The following is a 19414-nucleotide window of genomic DNA, read 5'->3' on the forward strand; positions in this document are numbered from 1 at the left end:
TGGTCCTTTATTCATAGTTGAGGCACTGCACCGTAAGCACCGGCCAGGTATTTCGCATACAGGTTGTCGTCATTGCGAACGCCGCCCACGCTGTCCAGGCGCCATGCACTGCTCTGATTGAATTCGTCTTTCTCCACCAGCATGACCTGAGACTTGTGCAGGATGTTCAGCACTTCAACTGCGTGGCAGGTGAAAAGTAGTTGGGCGCGATGTGGGTTGGTGCGTGGGTTCGCAAAGAGATCCAACAGTGGCTCCAGCATCAGCGGATGTAAGTCATTTTCAAATTCATCAATGACTGCCAAGCCGCCACCAGCCAGGGCTGGCAGCAGCCTTGCAAGTAGAACTAGGGCGCTTTGAGTACCTGTAGATTCGAGGAAGAACGGCAACTCGAACGTGGTGCCAGGGCCCGAGTCATGTACGCCGAACACTCTCCACAATCGATTTGTAGAGCCGTCAGACTGGACTTGTTCGACTTCCCTGATTTGAACGTCTTTGAGTCCTAGGTCCCAGCTGCTAAGCAGTTGGACAGCCTGCTGCATTTGCTCCGCTTGTTGAGAGAAATGGGTGGCTGCACGGAGAAGTTGATCGTAGTCGTTGACTTGTCGGCCATATTGATGAATGTTGCTATGAATGGTCGAGTCAACGATACGCTGTGCAACTTCCACGCCGTACTGCGCAGCGGTCGCGATCAACGATGCGTTTTGGCGAACCTTTTTCGCCTCAGAGGGCGCAAATCCAAATTCTTGCTGCTTGATGTCGTAGCTTTGTTCGCTTTCGTTCCAGTCGCGCACAAAAACATAGCGCATGCGCTCGTGCTTGACATACAGCGACTCATGCAGGACGCGCTCGCGCGTTGCGCGTAGGGTGTGACGCCACAACTTGCCTTGGAAGTCGACTTCAACCTCAAACTCTGAGGGTGTATCCGTTGCCGCTAGATGAGGCAGGAACGGCAAGCTCGCCTTAGGGTCTGCAGCAAATGAGTGCGCGATGAACCAATGTATGAACAACAGCGGTTTCAACAGTGCAGTTTTGCCACTCGCATTTGCGCCAACAACGCTCATCACAGAGCTGACGCGTGCACCAGTTGGTGACTGGCTTGACCAAACGTTGGGCGGCACCTTGCCATCGAGGACCCATGAGACCTCGGTTCGATCACGGAAAGATTGGAAATTCGAGAACGCATATCGGTGCAACATTCTTGAATTAGAGCACATTCAACAAAAAATTGTGGATTATTTGAATTGCATCTATTTTTTCAGTGTATTTGGCGAAGTGACGTGCGCCATGACTTGGTCTTTGATAGCTTCAATTTGCAGTGCGGTGAGTCCAATCAGCTCCCGCGCCGGGTATCGATAGCTTGGCCCCCTAGGGCTCACCCGATCGCTTAGTCCAAACTGATGCACCCGAGCGATCCGCTCGGCCCGCCCCACAAACCCCACCACCGCCTCAGTGGGCGTGGCCATGGCCTTGAGGTTCTTGGGCGCCCCCATCTTCACAAACATCCGCATGCCCGCCTTGCCTGTCTGGGCCTTGCGGCGGATCTCCCCTCGCTTGTTCCTGGCCGGCTGCTTGCGGGCCTGCCAGGCCTCGCCATCCGGGGTTTGCTGGGCTCGGATGCTGGCTGCGTTGGCCGCACGCAGATCTCGCGCCACCGCCAAGGCCAGCTTGCGCCGCTCGCCATCCGAGAGCCGGTCGAGCAGCGGTGCTACCCAGTCCTCCAGGGCCTTCAGTTCGCTCATGGTCAGATCACTGGCCGGGGGTCATGGGCCCACTGGGCCACCAGCTCGTCGCGCACATACAGGCTCCACTCCTCTCGCTGCTGGGGCCAGGCCGGGTGGGCCGGCTCGCCCACGTGGCGGATGTCGTAGGCGCCTGACTGGCTCGCCCTGGGCTTGACCAGCACGCGCTCGGTCAGGTCCAGCTCGATCGACAGGTCCACCGTGGTGGCGTTCAGGAACTCCACCTCGAACCGCACCGCCTTCTCGCGCAGATCTGGGTTGTCCAGCACCTCGGGCTGGTTGACGGCCAGCCAGGCCAGGATGGGGACCATGACGGCGTCGGCGTGGCCGGCGTAGTCCAGCACCACCAGTTGCAGGGTGTAGGCGTACTCAAACGACAGCGAGCCGGTGCCGGTGCAGATCAGGCGGCCCGAGCGGACCATCACCGACAGCTTGTCGGGGTTGGTGCGCAGATCGGGCACGGCCGCCTCGATGTGGGCGCGCAGGCTACCGGGCTTGAGCATGGGCCTCGCCTGCTGGCTTTGCGTTCAGGCGCACCTTCACGGCGTTGTAGGCGTCGATGCAGGCGTTGAGCTGCCGGATGCTGTCGTCTCCGGCATCGGCGATGGCTGTAAGAGCAAGTCCAGTCTCTGGCGCAAGGTGGGCTCGCGCTTCGTTCCGATCTCCGCCGGCAGGTCTGGCACCTGGGCCCTGAGTGGCTCCAGGGTCCGCAGGGCAATTGGCGACGGGGATTGACAGGCGCACAGCGCCAGAGCGCACGGCAGCAGCAGAGCGATCACTGATTTGTTTCGCATTTTGGGCATCCAGGTTGAGGCGGGTTTGCAGTTCGGACAGTTCGGTCCGAAGGTTTCGTTCGATGGCCTGCTCGCGGTCGGTGGCGCGCAGCAGGGCTTCGGCGTGGTCGGCGTTGATCTGGGCTTCTCTGGCCTGCGCCGTGGCTTGGGCCCGGACCTCGCCGCGCTGAAAGCCGAGCCGGTAGGTCAGCAGGCTCAGGCCCACCACCAGCAAGGTGGACAGGGCCAAAGCCAGGGCGTTCTGTTTGAAATCGTTCATGTGGCATCCATCAAGGGGGAGTACTTGGGCCGGCGCACCTGCATCACGTTGCGCACATACTCGCGATTGATCTCAAAAAAGCTCTTGCCGTAGCCGGCCACGGCCGTCTTGGCCTTGGTGCTGGTGTGCTCGATGTGGCCGAACCACTGGCGCGGGTCACAGCCCGAGGTGTTGCTGCACAGGCGCCGATCCGCCAGAAAGCCACCGGCGCCGCCGTTGTACTGAGCCGCAGTACAGGCCAGCGCCGCCGGCGCGTCGGCCATCAGGGCGCTACAGCTCCGGAAGTGCGCCCGGTCCTTGACCACCAGAGCGATCAACTGCCGGCGGCGGTCGAAGCGATCCTCGAAACGCCAGTCGGCCAGGTCGGGGTGCATGCGCTTGACTTCTTCGAACACATTGAAGCGGGGCGTGATCGTGAGCTGGCCTAGGCCGAAGCCGTATTCGCGCGTAGTGCGCAGCTCGGCCCGCTCGCTGAAACACATGCGATGCTGCGGGCTGGGGCAGGTCTCCTGCTCGATCTGGGCCGCCAGGAAGCTGGGTGCAGGCATGGCGGGCCAGTAGGCCGGCAGCAGGGCCTGCAGCAGCGCCAGGATGGCCGGGGCCTGGGCCGGGATCATCGGAATCATCCAACAGCTCCCAGGCCCATCAGGCCCACGGCGCCGCTCATGCTGGACCCCACCCACAGCACAAAGGCCAGCATGCACAGCCCGTTGTAGATGAACAGGCCCAGCAGGATCACGCCGGCCGCAAAGTCGCCCTGCTGCACCGCATGCTGCAGCAGCTCGCCCACGCTAATCTGGGGCCAGACCAGCAGGCTCAGCAGCACTTGAAGGCCCGCCATGCAGAACATGAAGCCCGAGAGCTGCAGCACGGTGGCCAGCAGCGGCAGGTTGATGCCGGCTGCCGAGGCCTGCAGCGGGGTGCGGGCACCGAAAAGCACCAGGCCGATGACGATCAGCACCCAGGCGTCGAGGTTGAAGATGGCGCGCAGCCGCGGGTGGTTGTGGAGGTGGTTGGTGATGCTCATGGGCGGCTCCGGGACAGGTTACGGTTGACGTCGTCCACCGAGCGGCGGACGTCCTTCAGATCGGCCTTGATCTCGCGCAGCACCTCGCTGTTTCGCTGGTCCTGCTCTGTCACCTTCTGCTCGGCGATCAGGGCCTTCTGCTCTTGCATGGCCACCCGCTTGTCCAGCGTGCTGTAGGCGCCGAAGCCGGTGGCAATGAACCCGGCAAACGTGAGCACGTGGCCGAGGTTGATGGTCGGGTCAAAGATGAGGCGCGGGGCCTTCGGATCGTTCATGGTGTTCAGTCCCAAAGCGAGACGGTCTCTTGGGTGGGGGTGGCCACGATGACCAGGTCGACCAGGGTTCCGGCGCTCAGGCGTGGCCCCTTCGCAGCCAGGCCTGGGTTGGCGGCCAGCGTGGCTTCTGTGACACCCGCGGTGCGGCCCAGGTGCCGCCAGCAGAGCTGGTCGACCGTGTCGCCATCTCGCGCCATGACCTGCAGCGTGGTGGCCATCAGATGAGTTCCACGGTGGTACGCGGCTGGCCCAGCAGATCGCTCAGGGCCCATCGCATGTTGCGGCGGTGCGTGTCGGCGCGGGGCTCCATGGCGTCGGCGTTCTTGTCGCCCTTGCCCGTGGTGTCCATGTCGCGGTATTCCTCCACCAGCTCGGCCTGAACCGCGCTGTACACCGCGCGGCGGTAGTGCAGCACCAGCACGCTGGATCGGCCGACCTGATCAGCCGGGATTTCCGCCAACGTGCCGTGGCCGCAGGCGATGTGCCCCAACTTGAACGCGGCCAACTCCCGGTTGACGCTCAGCATGGCCGCCGTGGCGGCCTCGCGCAGTCGGGCCACGGTGACCGTGCCATCGAGCCGGCAGGCGCTACGCAACGCGCCCAGGTCGATCTCTGGGAACCACGGGTCGTTCTCGATCGCGGGCTCGTTGGTGGGCGTGGGTGGGGAGGTGGTGGCCAGAAAGCTCATGGTGGGCAATCAGAAATAGGTGGCGGTGGTCGGGGTGCGTTAGGGGCCGGCCTCGGCCAGCTCCATCGGCACCCCGAGCCGCCAGGGTGCGGGGTACGCTCAGTCGGAGCCAGGCGAGGCCTTCAGCCGTCGCTCCAGGCGCTCCATGTCTTTCTTGACGCCCACCTGGCCGAAGAGCTTGTGGGCGCGTTGCAGCTGGTCCATGGCGCGGCGAGCCAGGGCCGGGTCCAGCGTGGTGATGTCGGGCTCGGTGGTGGGCGTTTTGCCCATCAGGGCGTAGCCAATGGCCTTGTGCAGCTTGGCGCGGGCCTGGTCGGGGGCGTCGCGTTCAGCCGTCATCTGGTCGACCCGGGCCAGTACCACCAGGGCGTCAGGTCCGGTCAATGTGCCGGCCAGGGCGGCGGTGCTGGTCTCGTCGATCAGCAGGGTGGCGGTGTCGCGGTTGTACTGGTCGGGCAGGGCCAGGCCGTGCTGCAGCACGTATTCGGCGATCTGCAGGCCGCGCGTCCAGTTGCCCACGTCCAGGTGCCAGACCATGACGCTGGTGAGCACCAGGTCTTGGCCACCCTGGCCGCCGGCCAGGGCGCCATCGATCCAGGCGTCGAAGTCGGCCAGCATGGTGCGCTTGGCCTCGATCTTGCGCTCCACCGACTGGATGGCTTTGAGGGTGCGGCGGTGCTCGTAGAGCTGGGCCAGCATCAGCTCGTAGGCTGAGCCTTCGACCTGGCCCCCGTTGGGGGTGGCCAGGGAGGCCTGCTCGGCGAGCACGCGCATCTGGTGGCGGCGGGCGGGCGTCGTCATGGTGCGGTGCCTCCCCGGGATCAGGCCACGAGCTGGATGTTTTCCACCAGCGCCGCGCGGCCGTTGTCTTCGACCACATAGGCGTCGTTCGAGGACTCGTAGTTCTCGATGCGATCGCGCTTGGGGTTTTCTTCCATGCGGCGGCGGCGCGCGCCCTCCTGCCAGTAGATCGACAGGTTGTCGTAGGTGGTGATCAGCATGGCGTGATCGGGGAAGTAAGGCACGGTCGCGGCCTGCAGGCCGCCCACGCGCTTCTGGCTGATCACGATGTCGGCGGCCAGGGTCTCGCTGGGGGCCTGGTTGACGTTGACCAGCGGGAAGTATTTGTCTGCCAACAGTGCACGGCCCATGATCACCACCAGGTCGGGGTCTTGTTGGTGCCACGGGTCCAGCAGGTTGACGGCATCGAACACGGCCGCGTCCAGGTTCTTGTAGTCGGTGCCCGCGCCGGCACCGATCTTGATCACGCCGTTGGTGGCACCGCTGCCCATCACATTGGCCGGGGCATCTTCGCGCAGGTGCTGCAGCCAACCCTTGTTCACGTCCTGCAGCAGCGGGTGGGCGGCCAGATCCGTGTCGGCGGCAATGCTCACGCCATGCCAACCGATCAGCATGCGGTCCAGGGCCTGGCGGCGCACGATCAGGTCGCGCACGCGGGTCTGGAAGTCGGCGAACTTGGCCCAGGCGTCCAGCTTGGCATAGGTGATGTGCGTGTCCGAGTTGGTCTTCACGCACTGGTAGCCGCGGCTGTCCAGCGTGCTGATGTCGCGGGTCTGGCGGTCTTTGGTGGTGGTGTCGGTGCGGCTGGCGGCCGGGCCGGACACACCCAGGCCCAGCTTGTCACCCTGCATCTCGGTGACGGGCGAGATGTTGATGCGGCTCAGGAAGTCCGAAGACTCCTGAATCTTGCTTTCCAGCTTCTGCTGGACGCTGGGGGAGACGGTGAATTGCTTGGTGGCGTCGGCCACTGCGTTCAGGCGGCTGATCTGGTTCAGCAGTTCGGCATAGGCCTGGCGGGTTTCATTGCGCATGGAGGGGCTCCGGGTTGAATGCGATGGGGGTGGGTAAGCGGCGGCTGATCAGCAGTCGGTCTGAATGCGGCCGCTGTTGCCGGTGGCCGGCGGGCGCTGGCTGTGTTGCTGCTCGGGCGTGGTGCCGAGCTTGGTCACCAGCTCGGTGTGCTGGCCCTGCAGGGTGGCGAAGGCCTTGGCGAGCTTGTCATGGTCGGCCTGCAGGGTGGCGTGTTTCTCGGCCTGGTCGGCGATCACCGTGCCGGCCTCTTCCAGCGCTTCGAGCACGGCAGAGAAACGGGCGTCGTCGCTCTTGGCCTTGCCATTGAATTTCTCGGTCACGGTTTTGACCGACGCGATGAACTTGGTGACCAGGCCCGTGTCTTCGGGCTTGTCTTCCTCGAACTCCAGCGAGACCTCGATGGCTTCGGAGAACAGGGCTTCGGCGTGGCTCTTGCGGCCGGCCAGGGGGCTGGCCTTCGGGTTCTGCGCCGCGAAGGCCAGGATGTCGGTGCCCAGGCTGGCCGGGCTGTCGGTGACGGCGAGGCCCGTGAGGTAGGCCTCGCCGGTGTCGGCGAACTTGGGGTTCACTTCGATCGAGGTGTAGATCTTCTGCTTGGCCTTGGTCATGGCCACCAGCTCGGGCAGGGGCTCGATCTGGGCGAACAGGGCGAGCTTGCCGCCGTCAACCTCGCGTGCCTCCACCGCGATCACGTCGCCGTAGGCCTTGAACAAGCCGTCAGGCGCGATGCCGCGGTAGTGCTCCAGCCAGACGCGGGCGCCGTACTTCTTGGGGTCGAAGTTGGCCGCCATCTGCGTGATCCAGTCCTTCTGGATCACTCGGCCGTCGGTGGTTGCGCCCTCGGTGGCGACGCGGAAAAGTTTGGATTTTTGGGCCATGATGGCTGCTGCTCCGGAAGGGTTGTGAGGTGTGTTTCGGGTAGCTGCCATGGTCGCGCCGCAGCGCTGGCCATTCAATGAATGGTGGTTGTGTACGGGGCGTACACACCTGGAACCTGTCAACGAAACAGCGGGGCGCACCTAACCTCGACGGCATGCCACAAGCCGTCATCGTTCCCAAGCCCATCGCCCCTTTCGCAGGTGAACAAAAGCCCGCCCAGGGCCAGGATGCGGACAAGCGCCGGAACGCACGGCACCTGTACTGGCAGGGCTGGCGGATCTCGTCGATTGCCGAGTACCTGAGCGAGCCGCGCAGCACGGTGCAGGGCTGGAAAGATGCCGAGGAATGGGATAAGGCACAACCGGTGCAGCGCGTAGAGGCTGCGCTGGAGACCCGGCTGGTGCAACTGGTCATGAAGGGCACGAAGACCGGCGGCGACTTCAAAGAGATCGACCTGCTGGGCCGCCAGATCGAGCGCCTGGCCCGGGTGCACAAGTACAGCGAGACCGGCAAAGAGGCCGACCTCAACCCGGCCATTGAGCGGCGCAATGACCGCCCCAAGAGGAAGCCCGAGCGCAACCACTTCAGCGAAGAGCAGCACGAGCAGCTGCTGGAGTCCTTCCACGACTCGCTGTTCGACTACCAGAAGGTGTGGTTCCGCAACAGCGAGGCGCGCACGCGCTTCATCCTCAAATCACGCCAGATCGGCGCCACCTGGTACTTCGCCCGCGAGGCCCTTGCCGATGCGATCGCCACCGGGCGCAATCAGATCTTTCTGTCGGCCAGCAAGGCCCAGGCGCACATCTTCAAGCAGTACATCATCGCCTTCGCCAAGGAGGCCTGCGGCATTGAGCTGTCGGGCGATCCGATCGTGCTCAGCAACGGCGCCACGTTGTACTTTCTGGGCACCAACGCGCTCACGGCCCAGGGCTACCACGGCAACTTCTATTTCGACGAGTGCTTCTGGACGCGCAAGTTTGACGAGCTCAACAAGGTGGCCAGCGGCATGGCCATGCACAAGCACTGGCGCAAGACCTACTTCAGCACGCCCAGCAGCATCCAGCATGAGGCCTACGCGCTGTGGAGCGGGGCGCGCTTCAACCGCAAGAAGGCCAAGGAAGACCGGATCAGCCTGGACCTGAGCCACGACCGCCTGGCCGGCGGGTTCACGGGCGAGGACAAGATCTGGCGACAGATCTGCACCATCGTCGACGCCATGCGCGGCGGCTGCAACCTGTTCGACATCGACGAGCTGCGGCTGGAGTACTCCACCGAGGAGTTCGAGAACCTGCTGATGTGCGGTTTCTTGGACGACAGCTTCAGCATGTTCCCCCTGGCCGATCTGCAGCGCTGCATGGTCGACAGTTGGGACGAGTGGGGCGACGTCAAACCCTTCAGCGTGCGCCCATTTGGCTATCGGCCTGTGTGGGTGGGCTACGACCCCGCGCTGTCGGGCGACTCGGCCGGCCTGGTGGTGCTGGCCCCGCCCAGCACGCCGGGGGGCAAATTCCGGGTGCTGGAACGGCACCAATTCAAGGGCAATGACTTTGAGGCCCAAGCCGAGGTGATACGCAAGATCACTCAGCGCTTCAACGTGGCCTTCATCGGCATGGACACCACCGGCATGGGCCAGGGCGTGTTCCAGATCGTGCAGAAGTTCTTCCCGGCCGTGAAGGGCTACCAGTACAGCGTGGACGTCAAGTCGCGCCTGGTGCTGAAGGCCCAAAGCGTGATCCGCAAGGGCCGCCTGGAGTTCGACGCCGGGTTCACGGATCTGGCCCAGGCCTTCATGGCCATCAAACGGGTGATGACGGCCAGCGGCCGGCAGGTCACCTACGACGCGGGCCGCAACGAGGTCACCGGCCACGCCGACCTGGCCTGGGCCTGCATGCATGCCATGGACAACGAATCGCTGGATGGCGAGACCAGTTCCTCCCAATCGATCATGGAGATTTCTTGATGCAAGACGAAATACAGGCGACACAGGCCCAGGCCTCGGCGCAGCTCGCCCAAGCCGACCAGGCCAAGAAGATGGAGGCCTTCACCTTCGGCGACCCCACCCCGGTGATGGACCGGCGCGAGCTGCTCGACTACCTGGAGTGCTGGAGCAACGGCCGCTGGTACGAGCCACCCATGAGCTGGGCAGGCCTAGCCAAGAGTTTCAGGGCCAGCACCCACCACAGCAGCGCGATCTATTTCAAGCGCAACATCTTGGCCAAGACCTTCAAGCCGCACCGCCTGTTGAGCACCGAGGTGTTCAGCCGCTTTGCGCTCGACTTCCTGGTGTTCGGCAATGCCTACCTGGAGCACCAGGTCAACCGCCTGGGGGGCACCCTGGGCCTGTCGTACACGATGGCCAAGTACACCCGCCGCGGGGTGGACCTGCGGAAGTACTTCTTTGTGCGCAATGGCGCCGACGAGCACGAGTTCAACCCCGGCCGGGTGTTCCACCTGCAGGAGGCCGACATCGAGCAGGAGGTGTACGGACTGCCCGAGTACCTGAGCGCCCTGCAGGCCGCCTGGCTCAATGAGTCGGCCACGCTGTTCCGCCGGCGCTACTTCAACAACGGCAGCCACGCGGGATTCATCCTGTACATCAGTGACCCGGCCCAGAGCCAGGGTGACATTGACGGTATCCGTGAGGCGCTGAAGCAGAGCAAGGGGCCGGGCAACTTCCGCAACCTGTTCCTGTACAGCCCCAATGGCAAGAAGGACGGGATCCAGCTGATCCCGGTCAGCGAGGTGGCCGCCAAGGATGACTTCTTCAACATCAAAAACGTGAGCCGCGACGACGTGCTGGCCGCCCACCGCATCCCGCCCCAGCTGCTGGGCATCGTGCCCAGCAACACAGGCGGCTTCGGCGCCATCGTGCCGGCGGCCCAGGTGTTCGCCACGAACGAGATCGAGCCCCTGCAGGCCCGCTTCCTGGCCCTGAATGACTGGCTGGGCGAGGAGGTGGTGCAGTTTGAGAAATACGAGGTGACGGTCAGCCCGGCCGCGCCTGGTGGGGGAGGGTAGACCTCCCCCAAAAAAAGACGGGGCGAGTGCACCAGGTGCGTCAACACCTAGCACAAACCCCTCCGCCGTGAGTAAGCACGGCATTGGCCAAACGACCCCGTCACCTGTGCACAGGCGGGGCGATCATAAGGCGATGCCGACATGCAAGAACCGAAAGAAGTCCGATGTGGCCACTGCAGCAAGAAGCTTGCGGTGGCAATTTTTGTTCGACTGGACATCAAGTGCCCGCGCTGCGGGACCTTGAACGTCCTGCGGGCCGAGAGCCCCAGCCCAGAACGCCACCGAGCGTCATCAACCCCTGAAACGAAAGATGACGATGAACGTGCGCGATTTGAGCGAGATGAAGAACGAAGAAGGCGGCCTGCAAGCCCCGGCCCCCATGGTTCCTTGGATCGGCGGCAAGCGGCGCCTGGCCAAGCACATCCTGCCGCTGTTCCCTGAGCACACTTGCTACGTCGAGCCCTTCTGCGGGGCTGCGGCCTTGTTCTTCCTGAAAGAGCCCACCAAGGTTGAGGTGTTGAACGACGCCAACGGTGACCTGGTGAGCCTGTACCGGGTGGTGCAGCACCACCTTGATGAGTTCGTGCGTCAGTTCCGCTGGGCCTTGGCCAGCCGTGAGATCTACGGCTGGCTGTCAGCCACGCCGCCCCAGACCCTGACCGAGATCCAGCGCGCGGCGCGCTTCTTCTACCTGATGAAGTGCGGCTTCGGCGGCAAGGTGGAGGGGCAGACCTTCGGCACTGCCACCACCAGCCGACCCCGCCTGAACCTGCTGCGCCTCGAGGAAGACCTCAGCGCCGTCCACCTGCGCCTGCACCAGGTCACCGTGGAGCACCTGAACTGGCTGGACTGCGTGAAACGCTATGACCGGCCCCACACGCTGTTTTACATGGACCCGCCTTACTGGGGCACGGAGGGCTATGGGGTGGAGTTTGGCCTGGAGCAATACGCCCTGATGGCCGAGGCCATGGCCAGCATGAAGGGCAGGGCGGTGGTCAGCGTGAACGACATCCCCGAGATGCGCGAGGCGTTCAAGGGGTTCCCGATGCGGGAGGTGTCGATCAACTACAGCGTGGGCGGCGCCGGGCGAGGTAGGGCGCCGAAGGGGGAGTTGATCGTGGGGAATTTTCCGTTGGGATGATCCCCGGAGTCCGCGCTGGTTAGAACGATTCCCAGTCGTCGTTTCCGCCGCCCGTTGCGGTGGCCGGGGCTTTTGCCGAGCTGGTCAAAGCAGGGCTGGGCGCCTTGGCCAGGCTGGGCTTCTTGGGTGCCGCCGCCTTGGGCAGGGGGGCAATGGCCGGAGCCTTGCTGAACTGGCGCGAGGGCAACGGAGCAGCACGACTGGCCTGGCCCACTCGGCTGGGCTGCCCTCCAATTTTGAACACCGACACCAGCTCGGCCAGGCGCTGCGACTGGTTCTTCAGGCTGTCGGCGGCAGCGGCGCTCTCTTCGACCAGCGCCGCGTTCTGCTGCGTCACCTGATCGAGCTGGTTCACCGCATCGCCGATCTGGCTGATGCCGCTGCTTTGCTCCATCGAGGCGCTGGAGATCTCGTTGATCAACTGGCTTACGCGCTTGACCTGGTTCACGATGTCTTCCATGCTCTGGCCGGCCTCATCGACCAGGGTGGTGCCGTTCTCCACCTTCTCGACACTGGCGCCGATCAGGCTCTTGATTTCCTTGGCGGCTTCAGCCGAACGCCCGGCCAGGCTGCGCACCTCGCTGGCCACCACGGCAAAGCCGCGGCCTTGTTCACCGGCACGGGCCGCTTCCACCGCCGCATTCAACGCCAGGATGTTTGTCTGGAAGGCAATGCCATCGATCACGCCGATGATGTCCGAGATCTTCTTCGACGACGCCGAGATGTCCTGCATGGTGGCCACCACCCGGCCCACCACCGCACCGCCTTGCTCTGCCGCCTGAGTGGCCTCACTGGCCAGCCGGTTGGCCTGCTGGGCTGTGTCGGCATTGGTCTTGACCGTGCTGTTGAGCTCCTCCATCGAGGCCGCCGTCTCTTCGAGGTTGCTGGCCTGCTGCTCGGTGCGCTGGCTGAGGTCGGCATTGCCGGTGGCGATTTCTGCCGAACCGGTGGCGATGCTGTCGCTGCTCAGTCGCACCTGGCCCACGATGTCGACCAGGCGGTCGTTCATGTGCTGCAGGGAGCGCAGCAGGTCAGCCGGCTCATCGCGGCCCTGGATGTCGAACTTGGAGGTCAGGTCGCCCTGAGCCACGGCCTCGGCTACGGTCACGCCAGTGGCCAAGGGCTGGGTGATGGAGCGGGTGACCAGCAAGGCAAGCGCGGCTCCGATAAGCAACGCAATCACAATCACCGACGACGAGACAATCAGTGCGTGTTGATAGCTTGTTTTCGCTCCGGCTGTGGCGTTGTCAGCTCCCGCCAAGTTGATGTTCACGTCTTTGGTGACCCCATCCATGATTTCCGTGAAAGCGCTTGCTGCAGCCCCGATAGCCAACTGACGGGCTGCCTCGCGATCAGCATCGCTGCCAGCTGCCAACGTCATCTGCTTTTTTTCGATCTCTAAAAAGGCGGTCCAGCCATGCCTGATCTCCTCGTAGGCCTTGCGCTCCTCTGGCGAGGCAATCATGGGTTCGTACTCGGCAAAAAGCTTGGGCAGGGTTGTCTCTACAGCGGTTTCATAGATCTTGACCTGTGCGGCCTTGAGCTCTGGCGTGTTCTCAAGCAGCTGCCGCATGCTGACTCGGCGCACTTCGTTGAAGGTTGATCGGATGTCTCCCAGCACCTTCACGCTGGGAAGCCAATTCGTGCCGAGGTCGTTGGCATAGAAGTTCGCTTGGCTCATTTGATACATCCCGAAGCCCCCAAGCAGGGCGAGCAAAAGCAGGACGGTGGCAAATGCTGCTGCGAGTCTGGTGCCGATTCTGATCTGACGAAGAGCATTCATTGGGGGGCCTCTTTGGAAGTTAATTGTGACAAATGGCAGTGCTCGCAGCCGCTGAGTGTCATTTCATCAGATTTTACACCAGAAACGGTAAAAACGATATTTAACAAATTGTTAACTATCAATTAATGCGGAAAATGAAAAATTGAATTCCGGTCGTGATGATCTATTGCGTTTTCTGATTGAAGTGATGATGGGACTACCAATGAACTTGGCAGCGCGCGGTCGAGACCCCGCCGCGCCCCCGGTCTTGATAGGCCTCTTTTGACGACTCTGCCGATACTGGGCGGCATAAGCCCTGGTGCGGCCCCGCGTCCGATGTTTGGTGCCGGCCGAATGACGGGATTTGACGGAAATTTTCCCTTGAGCAGTCCAGCGATATCAGCCGCTGACAGGTGAGAGGTGCCTGTGTATGGGGCGAGCGCTACTGCTACCACTTAGTCTCTTACATGGCTGTGGCGAAGAGCTGCAGCGGGCGGAAGCAGACGGATGGAAACAGAGACCGATTAAATATCTGGTGACCAAGGGCCTTGGGATATTTCTAATTTGCCTTTGCGCTTGGCTTCATACATGGCTTCGTCTGCCAGCTTGAGAAGTTGGGCGGGCAGCTTCCCGTCCCTAGGATGGAATACCGTACCGAAGCTGGCTGAGACGCAGATGGCTTTGCCGTTGGCTATTTCCCAGGGCTGTTCGATGGTGGCCTTTGCCCTGCGAAGAACCTCCTCTGCTTCCTCAGGATGCTCAAGAGCCGTAAGCAACAACACAAACTCGTCCCCTCCCATCCGAGCCACAGTGTCTGACGTTCGCACGGCCGCACCGAGACGTTGTGCGATTTCCTGCAGCAATTGATCACCCACAGCATGCCCATATTGATCGTTCACGGGCTTGAAGCCATTGAGATCCATATAGCAAACCGCTGCCATGGTGTTCATGCGCTCATTGAGCGCGAAGGCCTGGCGCATGCGATCAGCCAGCAGCAGACGATTGGGTAGCTTCGTCAAATTGTCGTGGAACGCAATGTGCTCAACCTGCGCCTGGTACTGCCTCATTTCGGTGATGTCTTGAAGCAGCCAAAGCGTCTCTCCGCCGCTCTCTTCTAGTGCCATGCCGTTGAGATCGATCCAGATGGGGTCGCCATCGCAGCGGCGCATCTCCCATTGCCGCCGAAAACTTCTACCTGCCGAGAGGAGCGGATAGGCCTCTTGTCCAAAAGCCTCATGGCTTTCAGGGCTGGGGTAAAGCACAGCGGTGGGTTGGCCGAGTAAACCGCCGGGTTCGTAACCAAAGATGCGCTCCAGGGCCCGATTGCGCCAGATGATGCGACGGTCTTTCAGTTTGGCGATACCCAACATGTCGTTGTCGAGCATGGCCTCCTGCTCGCGATTAACTTTGCGCAGTTGTTTTCGGGTGTTGAACAACTCGGTCATGTCATACATCACCGTTCGGCTCTTAACAAACCTACCCTGAGCATCTTTGATTGCCGTGGCAAGGACGCTAATCTTGCGCGATTGGCCATGGCGACCCAAGAGGTTGAACTCAATGGGGCCCACCTGTCCTTGCTCAATCAGGATCGGAAAATATTTTGCGAAGCGAGCCTTGCCCACTTCGTCGAAGAAGTCAGTGATCTTCAGCTTTCCAATCACTTCATCACGATCGCAACCCAGCCAGGACAGGGCGATCTGGTTGATGTTTATGAAGCGTCCCTGCTCGTCCAGTGAGTGATATCCACACGGCGCGTGGTCATAGAGGTCCTGGTATTGCCGAGAGATCGTCCCAAGCTCAGCTTCAAGGCACTTACGCTCGGTGATATCTTGCACGGTGCCGAAAAGTTTGACCGCGCGCCCCAATTCTGCGTATTCCACCTCGCCGCAAGCCCTGACCCAGATGGCCCGTCCTCTGGCGGTGACCAGTGGTAGCTCAAGGTCCCAGGATTGCCCGGATTCAATAGCTTCCTGGATGGTCTTGTCCAGCGAGGGGCGTATGTCGGGGGGGTAGAAGGCCATCGCAGATTCAAGCGTTGGCCTGAAATTCGGTTCAACCTCGTGGATTTTTTTAGTCTCCAGTGTCCAGGTCACTGTCTGGGTGACAACGTCTAACTCCCAGCCACCCACTTTGGCGACGCTGGCTGTGCGCTCCAGTAATCGCTCACTGAACTTCAGTGCTATTTCCGCCTGCCGCCTATCTGTAACGTCACGGCCCACAGAGTGGAGCAGTGCCTGACCTCTCGCGTCCTGTTGGTAATGGTTGGTCCAGGCCACCCATTTCTCAGACCCATCGGGTCCCAGCATACGGTTCTCGCCCTGCTGGCTTTGTCGGGTTTCAAAAACCTTTCGAATCTGCTCGATTACGCTGCTCCGATCACCTTCGGAGACAAACTCAAACAAGTTGCGACCGACCATTTCCGAGGGAGCATGACCAAAGTGTGCAGCATATGCAGGGTTTACGTAATGCAGAGTTCCGTCCTGAGTGGCCAGCGACACCAGATCCCCTTGTGTCTCAACCAAGGCTCGAAACCGTTCTTCGTTACGCTCCAGGGCTTGTTCATACTGAGTGCGCACCTGCAAAGCTTTGCTAAGAACCTCTCGCCTCATCACCAAGGCCTGGGTCGCGAGCTCGGAGAGGAACCGCAATGTCTGCTTTTGCAGAGGGTCGAGCTCTCGGGCAACCTGGTCAATCACGCACAAGGTACCGACCCGTGAGCCATCAGGGAGTGACAGAGGGCAGCCGGCGTAAAAGCGGATGTTTGGCTCGCCAGTGACCAATGGGTTCTCAGCAAAGCGTTCGTCCCTCGTGGCGTCGGGTACGACGAATATGTTGTCGCTCATGATGGCGTGCGCACAGAACGCGACGTTGCGAGCGGTCTGCTGTACGCCGGTCAATCCTACGTTGGCCTTGAACCACTGGCGATCCGAATCGATCAGGCTCACCAAAGCAATGGGGGCCTTGCAGATCTGCGCTGCTTGCTGAGCCAGCGTATCGAACAGCGGCTCGGCCGGTGTGTCGAGCACCATGAGGTCGCGCAGTCCTTTTAGGCGCGTCAGCTCAGCGGCGGGAACTGGAGCAAAGGGCATCTCGTGGAGGGTATCAATCGGTGAATCGCCTCCATTGTTAGGGAAATTTTGTGTTCTCCAGGAGAATTTTTGTCGTCTTTCGGCCTCTTTTTGCGACTTTTGAGGAGGCTCTCTCAATTACAAGTAATGGCCCATTGCTCAGTGGAAGGAAGGAGCGCCAGATGGCCTTTCTGTTATCCGTTGCCTGAATTTTTTGCGAGGCAAGAGGCCCTAAATGCACATTCAGTTTGAACACTACCTCGCGGCTCAGGAGATAATTTTGGACTGGGGCAGGATTTGCGACCCGAAGGTGCAACACATAGCTGAATGAATTACAGATCGGCGCGGCTTCCTGGTCTGTATGAAAACACAGGATGAGGAAGCATCGCGAGGGCTCTGACCCGCGCAAAGTCGACAAAAACGCTTAGCCTTAGAAGGCTGTTGCTCTATCCAACTGAGCTACGGGCAGTCGCATGAATGCTGCGTTTGGTGCTGCGGTTTGTGCAGTGCTCTCTGAGGTGGATCGGAAAGGATCGCGGCGAGCACCGGATTATGCCTGCGAAATTGGCGCGATTTGCTGCTTGGTTGATGGGGCAATTGCAGGGCCCTGAAGGCCTGGCTTTGCTCTGTTCCCTTCAGGCATCATCAAATAGATCGTTGACCGTCTACTTGCACATAGGCAGATCTCGAGCGGATACAGGCAAATACGCTGTCCAGTACTTGTCAATGACAGCGTCGGTGGCATCGGACGCGTTCGACGGTCCGAAGGGGCGTGGGCGTTGGGCAAATTCCCATTGGGCCCACTCCTTGTCAATCGGTGCTTAGAACGACTCCCAGTCGTCGTTCCCACCAGCGGTCGCCACAGCCTTTTGCGAACTGGTCAAGGCGGGGCTGGGGGCCTTGGCCAGGCTGGGCGGCTTGGGTGCACTGGCCTTGGGCAGCGGCGCTATGGCCGGTGCCTTGCTGAACTGACGCGAAGGCAGCGGTGCCGGGCTGGCGCCGCCCACGCGGCCAGGCTGGCCGTCGATCTTGAACACCGACACCAACTCCGCCAGGCGTTGCGACTGGTTCTTCAGACTGTCGGCCGCAGCGGCACTCTCTTCGACCAGCGCGGCGTTTTGCTGCGTCACCTGGTCGAGCTGATTCACCGCGTCACCAATCTGGCTGATGCCGCTGCTTTGCTCCATCGAGGCGCTGGAGATCTCGTTGATCAGTTGGCTCACGCGCTTGACCTGGTTCACGATGCCGTCCATGCTTTGACCGGCTTCGTCCACCAGTGTGGTGCCGGCCTCCACCTTTTCGACACTGGCGCCGATCAGGGTCTTGATCTCTTTGGCCGCCTCGGCCGAACGCCCGGCCAGGCTGCGCACTTCGCTGGCCACCACGGCAAAGCCACGGCCCTGTTCGCCGGCCCGGGCCGCTTCCACCGCGGCGTTCAGCGCCAGGATGTTGGTCTGGAAGGCAATGCCATCGATCACCCCGATGATGTCCGAAATCTTCTTCGACGAGGCCGAGATGTCCTGCATGGTGGCCACCACCCGACCCACCACGGCGCCGCCCTGTTCTGCCGCCTGGGTGGCGTCCGTGGCCAGGCGGTTGGCCTGTTGGGCCGTGTCGGCATTGGTCTTGACGGTGCTGTTGAGCTCTTCCATCGAGGCCGCGGTCTCTTCGAGGTTGCTGGCCTGCTGCTCGGTGCGCTGACTGAGGTCGGCGTTGCCGGTGGCGATCTCGGCCGAGCCGGTGGCAATGCTGTCGCTGCTCAGTCGCACCTGGCCCACGATGTCGACCAGGCGTTCGTTCATGTGCTGCAGGGCGCGCAACAGGTCTGCCGGCTCATCGCGGCCCTGGATGTCGAACTTGGTGGTCAGGTCGCCCTGCGCAACCGCTTCCGCCACATTGACGCCGGTTTTCAAGGGCTGGACGATGGAGCGTGTGACCAACACTGCCAGCACAGCACCCATCATCAAAGCGACGACGATCACCGAGATCGAAACAATCAACGAATGCTGATAGCTAGCCTTGGCTCCCGCAGTTGCATTGTCCGCCCCTGTCAGGTTGATGTTCACATCCTTAGTGACACTGTCCATGATTTGCGTGAAAGCGTTTGCGGCAGCCCCTACAGCCAACTGGCGCGCGGCCTCTCGATCGGCATCATTGCCCGTTGCCAAGGCCATTTGCTTCTTCTCGATCTCTAAGAATGCAGTCCAGCCATGTCTGATCTCCTCGTATGCCTGGCGCTCTTCTGGCGAAGCAATCAGGGGTTCGTATACAGCAAAAAGCTTGGGCAGCGTTGTCTCGATCGCTGTCTCGTAGATCTTGACCTGTGCGGCCTTGAGCTCAGGGGAGCTCTCGAGCAGGTGCCGCATGTTCACCCGGCGCACTTCGTTGAAGGTTGATCGGATGTCACCCAGCACCTTCACGGTGGGAAGCCAATTCGTGCCGAGGTCGTTGGCATAGAAGTTTGCTTGGCTCATTTGATACATCCCGAAGCCACCAAGCAGTGCAAGCAAAAGCAGGACAGTGGCGAAAGCTGCGGCGAGTCGGGTACCGATTCTGATTTGTCGAAGTGCGTTCATTGGGGGGCCTCGTTGGAAGTCGATTGCGACAAATGGCAGTATTTTCAGCTGCCGAGCGTTATTTCATCAAATTTTACATCTAAAACAGCAAAAACGATATTTGGAAAATTGTAAATTATCAATTAATGCTGAAATTGAAAAATAGATTGCTATTGGCGATGATCTATTGTGTTTTCTGATTGAAGTGATGGGGAATCCACCAATGAATCTGCCAGCGCGCGGTCGAGACCCCGCCGCGCCCTCGGTCTTAATGGGCCTCTTTTGACGGCCCTGCCGACCCTGAACAGCGCAAGGCCATGTGCGGCCCCGCGTCTGATTTTGGTGCTGGCCGAATGACGGGATTTCACGATTTTTT

Annotated in this window: 19 protein-coding genes; 4 read left to right on the top strand and 15 right to left on the bottom strand. The window is 61.5% G+C overall.

The window, feature by feature from the left end:
- Positions 1-11: 11 nt before the first annotated feature.
- The 12 genes from AC07PT_RS15820 to AC07PT_RS15875 all read right to left on the bottom strand — a co-directional run bounded on the left by AC07PT_RS15820 (position 12) and on the right by AC07PT_RS15875 (position 7493).
- Positions 12-1061 (bottom strand): AAA family ATPase, encoded by a 1050-nt coding sequence (locus tag AC07PT_RS15820; RefSeq protein WP_494657256.1) that lies wholly within the window; start codon positions 1059-1061, stop codon positions 12-14.
- Positions 1062-1247: 186 nt separating this feature from the next.
- Positions 1248-1739 carry a phage virion morphogenesis protein gene (locus tag AC07PT_RS15825; RefSeq protein WP_494657257.1) on the bottom strand — a complete coding sequence of 164 codons (492 nt, stop codon included), beginning with the start codon at positions 1737-1739 and terminating at the stop codon, positions 1248-1250.
- Positions 1740-1741: 2 nt separating this feature from the next.
- Positions 1742-2242, bottom strand: a complete 501-nt coding sequence (locus AC07PT_RS15830) for a phage tail protein (protein ID WP_494657258.1) — start codon at positions 2240-2242, stop codon at positions 1742-1744.
- Positions 2226-2792 (bottom strand): hypothetical protein, encoded by a 567-nt coding sequence (locus AC07PT_RS15835; protein ID WP_494657259.1) that lies wholly within the window; start codon positions 2790-2792, stop codon positions 2226-2228. The genes AC07PT_RS15830 and AC07PT_RS15835 overlap by 17 nt, the downstream gene beginning before the upstream one ends.
- On the bottom strand, positions 2789-3418 hold the full coding sequence (locus AC07PT_RS15840; protein ID WP_494657260.1) for a hypothetical protein: 630 nt from the start codon (positions 3416-3418) through the stop codon (positions 2789-2791). The genes AC07PT_RS15835 and AC07PT_RS15840 overlap by 4 nt, the downstream gene beginning before the upstream one ends.
- The gene (locus AC07PT_RS15845) at positions 3415-3819 is read right to left on the bottom strand and encodes a hypothetical protein (protein ID WP_494657261.1); all 405 of its coding nucleotides are present in this window, start codon (positions 3817-3819) and stop codon (positions 3415-3417) included. The genes AC07PT_RS15840 and AC07PT_RS15845 overlap by 4 nt, the downstream gene beginning before the upstream one ends.
- A complete protein-coding gene (locus AC07PT_RS15850) occupies positions 3816-4094 on the bottom strand; it encodes a hypothetical protein (protein ID WP_494657262.1) in 279 nt (92 codons plus the stop codon). The genes AC07PT_RS15845 and AC07PT_RS15850 overlap by 4 nt, the downstream gene beginning before the upstream one ends.
- A gap of 5 nt (positions 4095-4099) precedes the next feature.
- A complete protein-coding gene (locus AC07PT_RS15855; RefSeq protein ID WP_494657263.1) occupies positions 4100-4312 on the bottom strand; it encodes a tail protein X in 213 nt (70 codons plus the stop codon).
- Entirely contained in the window at positions 4312-4782 is a 471-nt protein-coding gene (locus tag AC07PT_RS15860; protein WP_494657264.1) for a head completion/stabilization protein, read from the bottom strand. Before AC07PT_RS15860 ends, AC07PT_RS15855 begins: the two co-directional genes overlap by 1 nt.
- 99 nt (positions 4783-4881) lie before the next feature.
- Positions 4882-5583, bottom strand: a complete 702-nt coding sequence (gene gpM, locus AC07PT_RS15865) for a phage terminase small subunit (protein ID WP_494657266.1) — start codon at positions 5581-5583, stop codon at positions 4882-4884.
- 20 nt (positions 5584-5603) lie between these two features.
- Positions 5604-6614, bottom strand: a complete 1011-nt coding sequence (locus tag AC07PT_RS15870) for a phage major capsid protein, P2 family (protein ID WP_494657267.1) — start codon at positions 6612-6614, stop codon at positions 5604-5606.
- Positions 6615-6662: 48 nt separating this feature from the next.
- Positions 6663-7493, bottom strand: a complete 831-nt coding sequence (locus AC07PT_RS15875) for a GPO family capsid scaffolding protein (protein WP_494657268.1) — start codon at positions 7491-7493, stop codon at positions 6663-6665.
- Positions 7494-7648: 155 nt separating this feature from the next.
- Between AC07PT_RS15875 and AC07PT_RS15880 the strand changes: the two genes are divergently transcribed.
- The 4 genes from AC07PT_RS15880 to AC07PT_RS15895 all read left to right on the top strand — a co-directional run bounded on the left by AC07PT_RS15880 (position 7649) and on the right by AC07PT_RS15895 (position 11653).
- Positions 7649-9454 (top strand): terminase ATPase subunit family protein, encoded by a 1806-nt coding sequence (locus tag AC07PT_RS15880; protein ID WP_494657269.1) that lies wholly within the window; start codon positions 7649-7651, stop codon positions 9452-9454.
- Positions 9454-10512, top strand: coding sequence for a phage portal protein (locus AC07PT_RS15885; RefSeq protein ID WP_494657270.1), 1059 nt, complete (start codon positions 9454-9456; stop codon positions 10510-10512). Before AC07PT_RS15880 ends, AC07PT_RS15885 begins: the two co-directional genes overlap by 1 nt.
- Positions 10513-10653: 141 nt before the next feature.
- Positions 10654-10953, top strand: coding sequence for a Com family DNA-binding transcriptional regulator (locus AC07PT_RS15890; RefSeq protein ID WP_494657271.1), 300 nt, complete (start codon positions 10654-10656; stop codon positions 10951-10953).
- Positions 10853-11653: a DNA adenine methylase gene (locus AC07PT_RS15895; RefSeq protein ID WP_494657272.1), complete on the top strand. Its 801-nt coding sequence runs from the start codon at positions 10853-10855 to the stop codon at positions 11651-11653. Before AC07PT_RS15890 ends, AC07PT_RS15895 begins: the two co-directional genes overlap by 101 nt.
- Positions 11654-11672: 19 nt before the next feature.
- Here AC07PT_RS15895 and AC07PT_RS15900 read toward each other — a convergent pair whose 3' ends face one another.
- The 3 genes from AC07PT_RS15900 to AC07PT_RS15910 all read right to left on the bottom strand — a co-directional run bounded on the left by AC07PT_RS15900 (position 11673) and on the right by AC07PT_RS15910 (position 19059).
- A complete protein-coding gene (locus AC07PT_RS15900; RefSeq protein ID WP_494657273.1) occupies positions 11673-13436 on the bottom strand; it encodes a methyl-accepting chemotaxis protein in 1764 nt (587 codons plus the stop codon).
- 503 nt (positions 13437-13939) lie between these two features.
- Positions 13940-16504, bottom strand: a complete 2565-nt coding sequence (locus tag AC07PT_RS15905; protein ID WP_494657274.1) for a PAS domain S-box protein — start codon at positions 16502-16504, stop codon at positions 13940-13942.
- 800 nt (positions 16505-17304) lie between these two features.
- Positions 17305-19059 (bottom strand): methyl-accepting chemotaxis protein, encoded by a 1755-nt coding sequence (locus AC07PT_RS15910; protein ID WP_494657276.1) that lies wholly within the window; start codon positions 19057-19059, stop codon positions 17305-17307.
- Positions 19060-19414: the final 355 nt, after the last annotated feature.

This window comes from Curvibacter sp. GW821-FHT09D12, from assembly GCF_059416245.1.

Coding starts and splice junctions, on each gene's coding strand:
- AC07PT_RS15895 (WP_494657272.1), top strand. CDS start 10,853: ATGAAGAACGAAGAAGGCGGCCTGCAAGCCCCGGCCCCCATGGTTCCT.
- AC07PT_RS15855 (WP_494657263.1), bottom strand. CDS start 4,312: ATGGCCACCACGCTGCAGGTCATGGCGCGAGATGGCGACACGGTCGAC.
- AC07PT_RS15860 (WP_494657264.1), bottom strand. CDS start 4,782: ATGAGCTTTCTGGCCACCACCTCCCCACCCACGCCCACCAACGAGCCC.
- AC07PT_RS15840 (WP_494657260.1), bottom strand. CDS start 3,418: ATGATTCCGATGATCCCGGCCCAGGCCCCGGCCATCCTGGCGCTGCTG.
- AC07PT_RS15900 (WP_494657273.1), bottom strand. CDS start 13,436: ATGAATGCTCTTCGTCAGATCAGAATCGGCACCAGACTCGCAGCAGCA.
- AC07PT_RS15825 (WP_494657257.1), bottom strand. CDS start 1,739: ATGAGCGAACTGAAGGCCCTGGAGGACTGGGTAGCACCGCTGCTCGAC.
- gpM (WP_494657266.1), bottom strand. CDS start 5,583: ATGACGACGCCCGCCCGCCGCCACCAGATGCGCGTGCTCGCCGAGCAG.
- AC07PT_RS15820 (WP_494657256.1), bottom strand. CDS start 1,061: ATGAGCGTTGTTGGCGCAAATGCGAGTGGCAAAACTGCACTGTTGAAA.
- AC07PT_RS15910 (WP_494657276.1), bottom strand. CDS start 19,059: ATGAACGCACTTCGACAAATCAGAATCGGTACCCGACTCGCCGCAGCT.
- AC07PT_RS15890 (WP_494657271.1), top strand. CDS start 10,654: ATGCAAGAACCGAAAGAAGTCCGATGTGGCCACTGCAGCAAGAAGCTT.
- AC07PT_RS15880 (WP_494657269.1), top strand. CDS start 7,649: ATGCCACAAGCCGTCATCGTTCCCAAGCCCATCGCCCCTTTCGCAGGT.
- AC07PT_RS15830 (WP_494657258.1), bottom strand. CDS start 2,242: ATGCTCAAGCCCGGTAGCCTGCGCGCCCACATCGAGGCGGCCGTGCCC.
- AC07PT_RS15905 (WP_494657274.1), bottom strand. CDS start 16,504: ATGCCCTTTGCTCCAGTTCCCGCCGCTGAGCTGACGCGCCTAAAAGGA.
- AC07PT_RS15885 (WP_494657270.1), top strand. CDS start 9,454: ATGCAAGACGAAATACAGGCGACACAGGCCCAGGCCTCGGCGCAGCTC.
- AC07PT_RS15845 (WP_494657261.1), bottom strand. CDS start 3,819: ATGAGCATCACCAACCACCTCCACAACCACCCGCGGCTGCGCGCCATC.
- AC07PT_RS15870 (WP_494657267.1), bottom strand. CDS start 6,614: ATGCGCAATGAAACCCGCCAGGCCTATGCCGAACTGCTGAACCAGATC.
- AC07PT_RS15875 (WP_494657268.1), bottom strand. CDS start 7,493: ATGGCCCAAAAATCCAAACTTTTCCGCGTCGCCACCGAGGGCGCAACC.
- AC07PT_RS15835 (WP_494657259.1), bottom strand. CDS start 2,792: ATGAACGATTTCAAACAGAACGCCCTGGCTTTGGCCCTGTCCACCTTG.
- AC07PT_RS15850 (WP_494657262.1), bottom strand. CDS start 4,094: ATGAACGATCCGAAGGCCCCGCGCCTCATCTTTGACCCGACCATCAAC.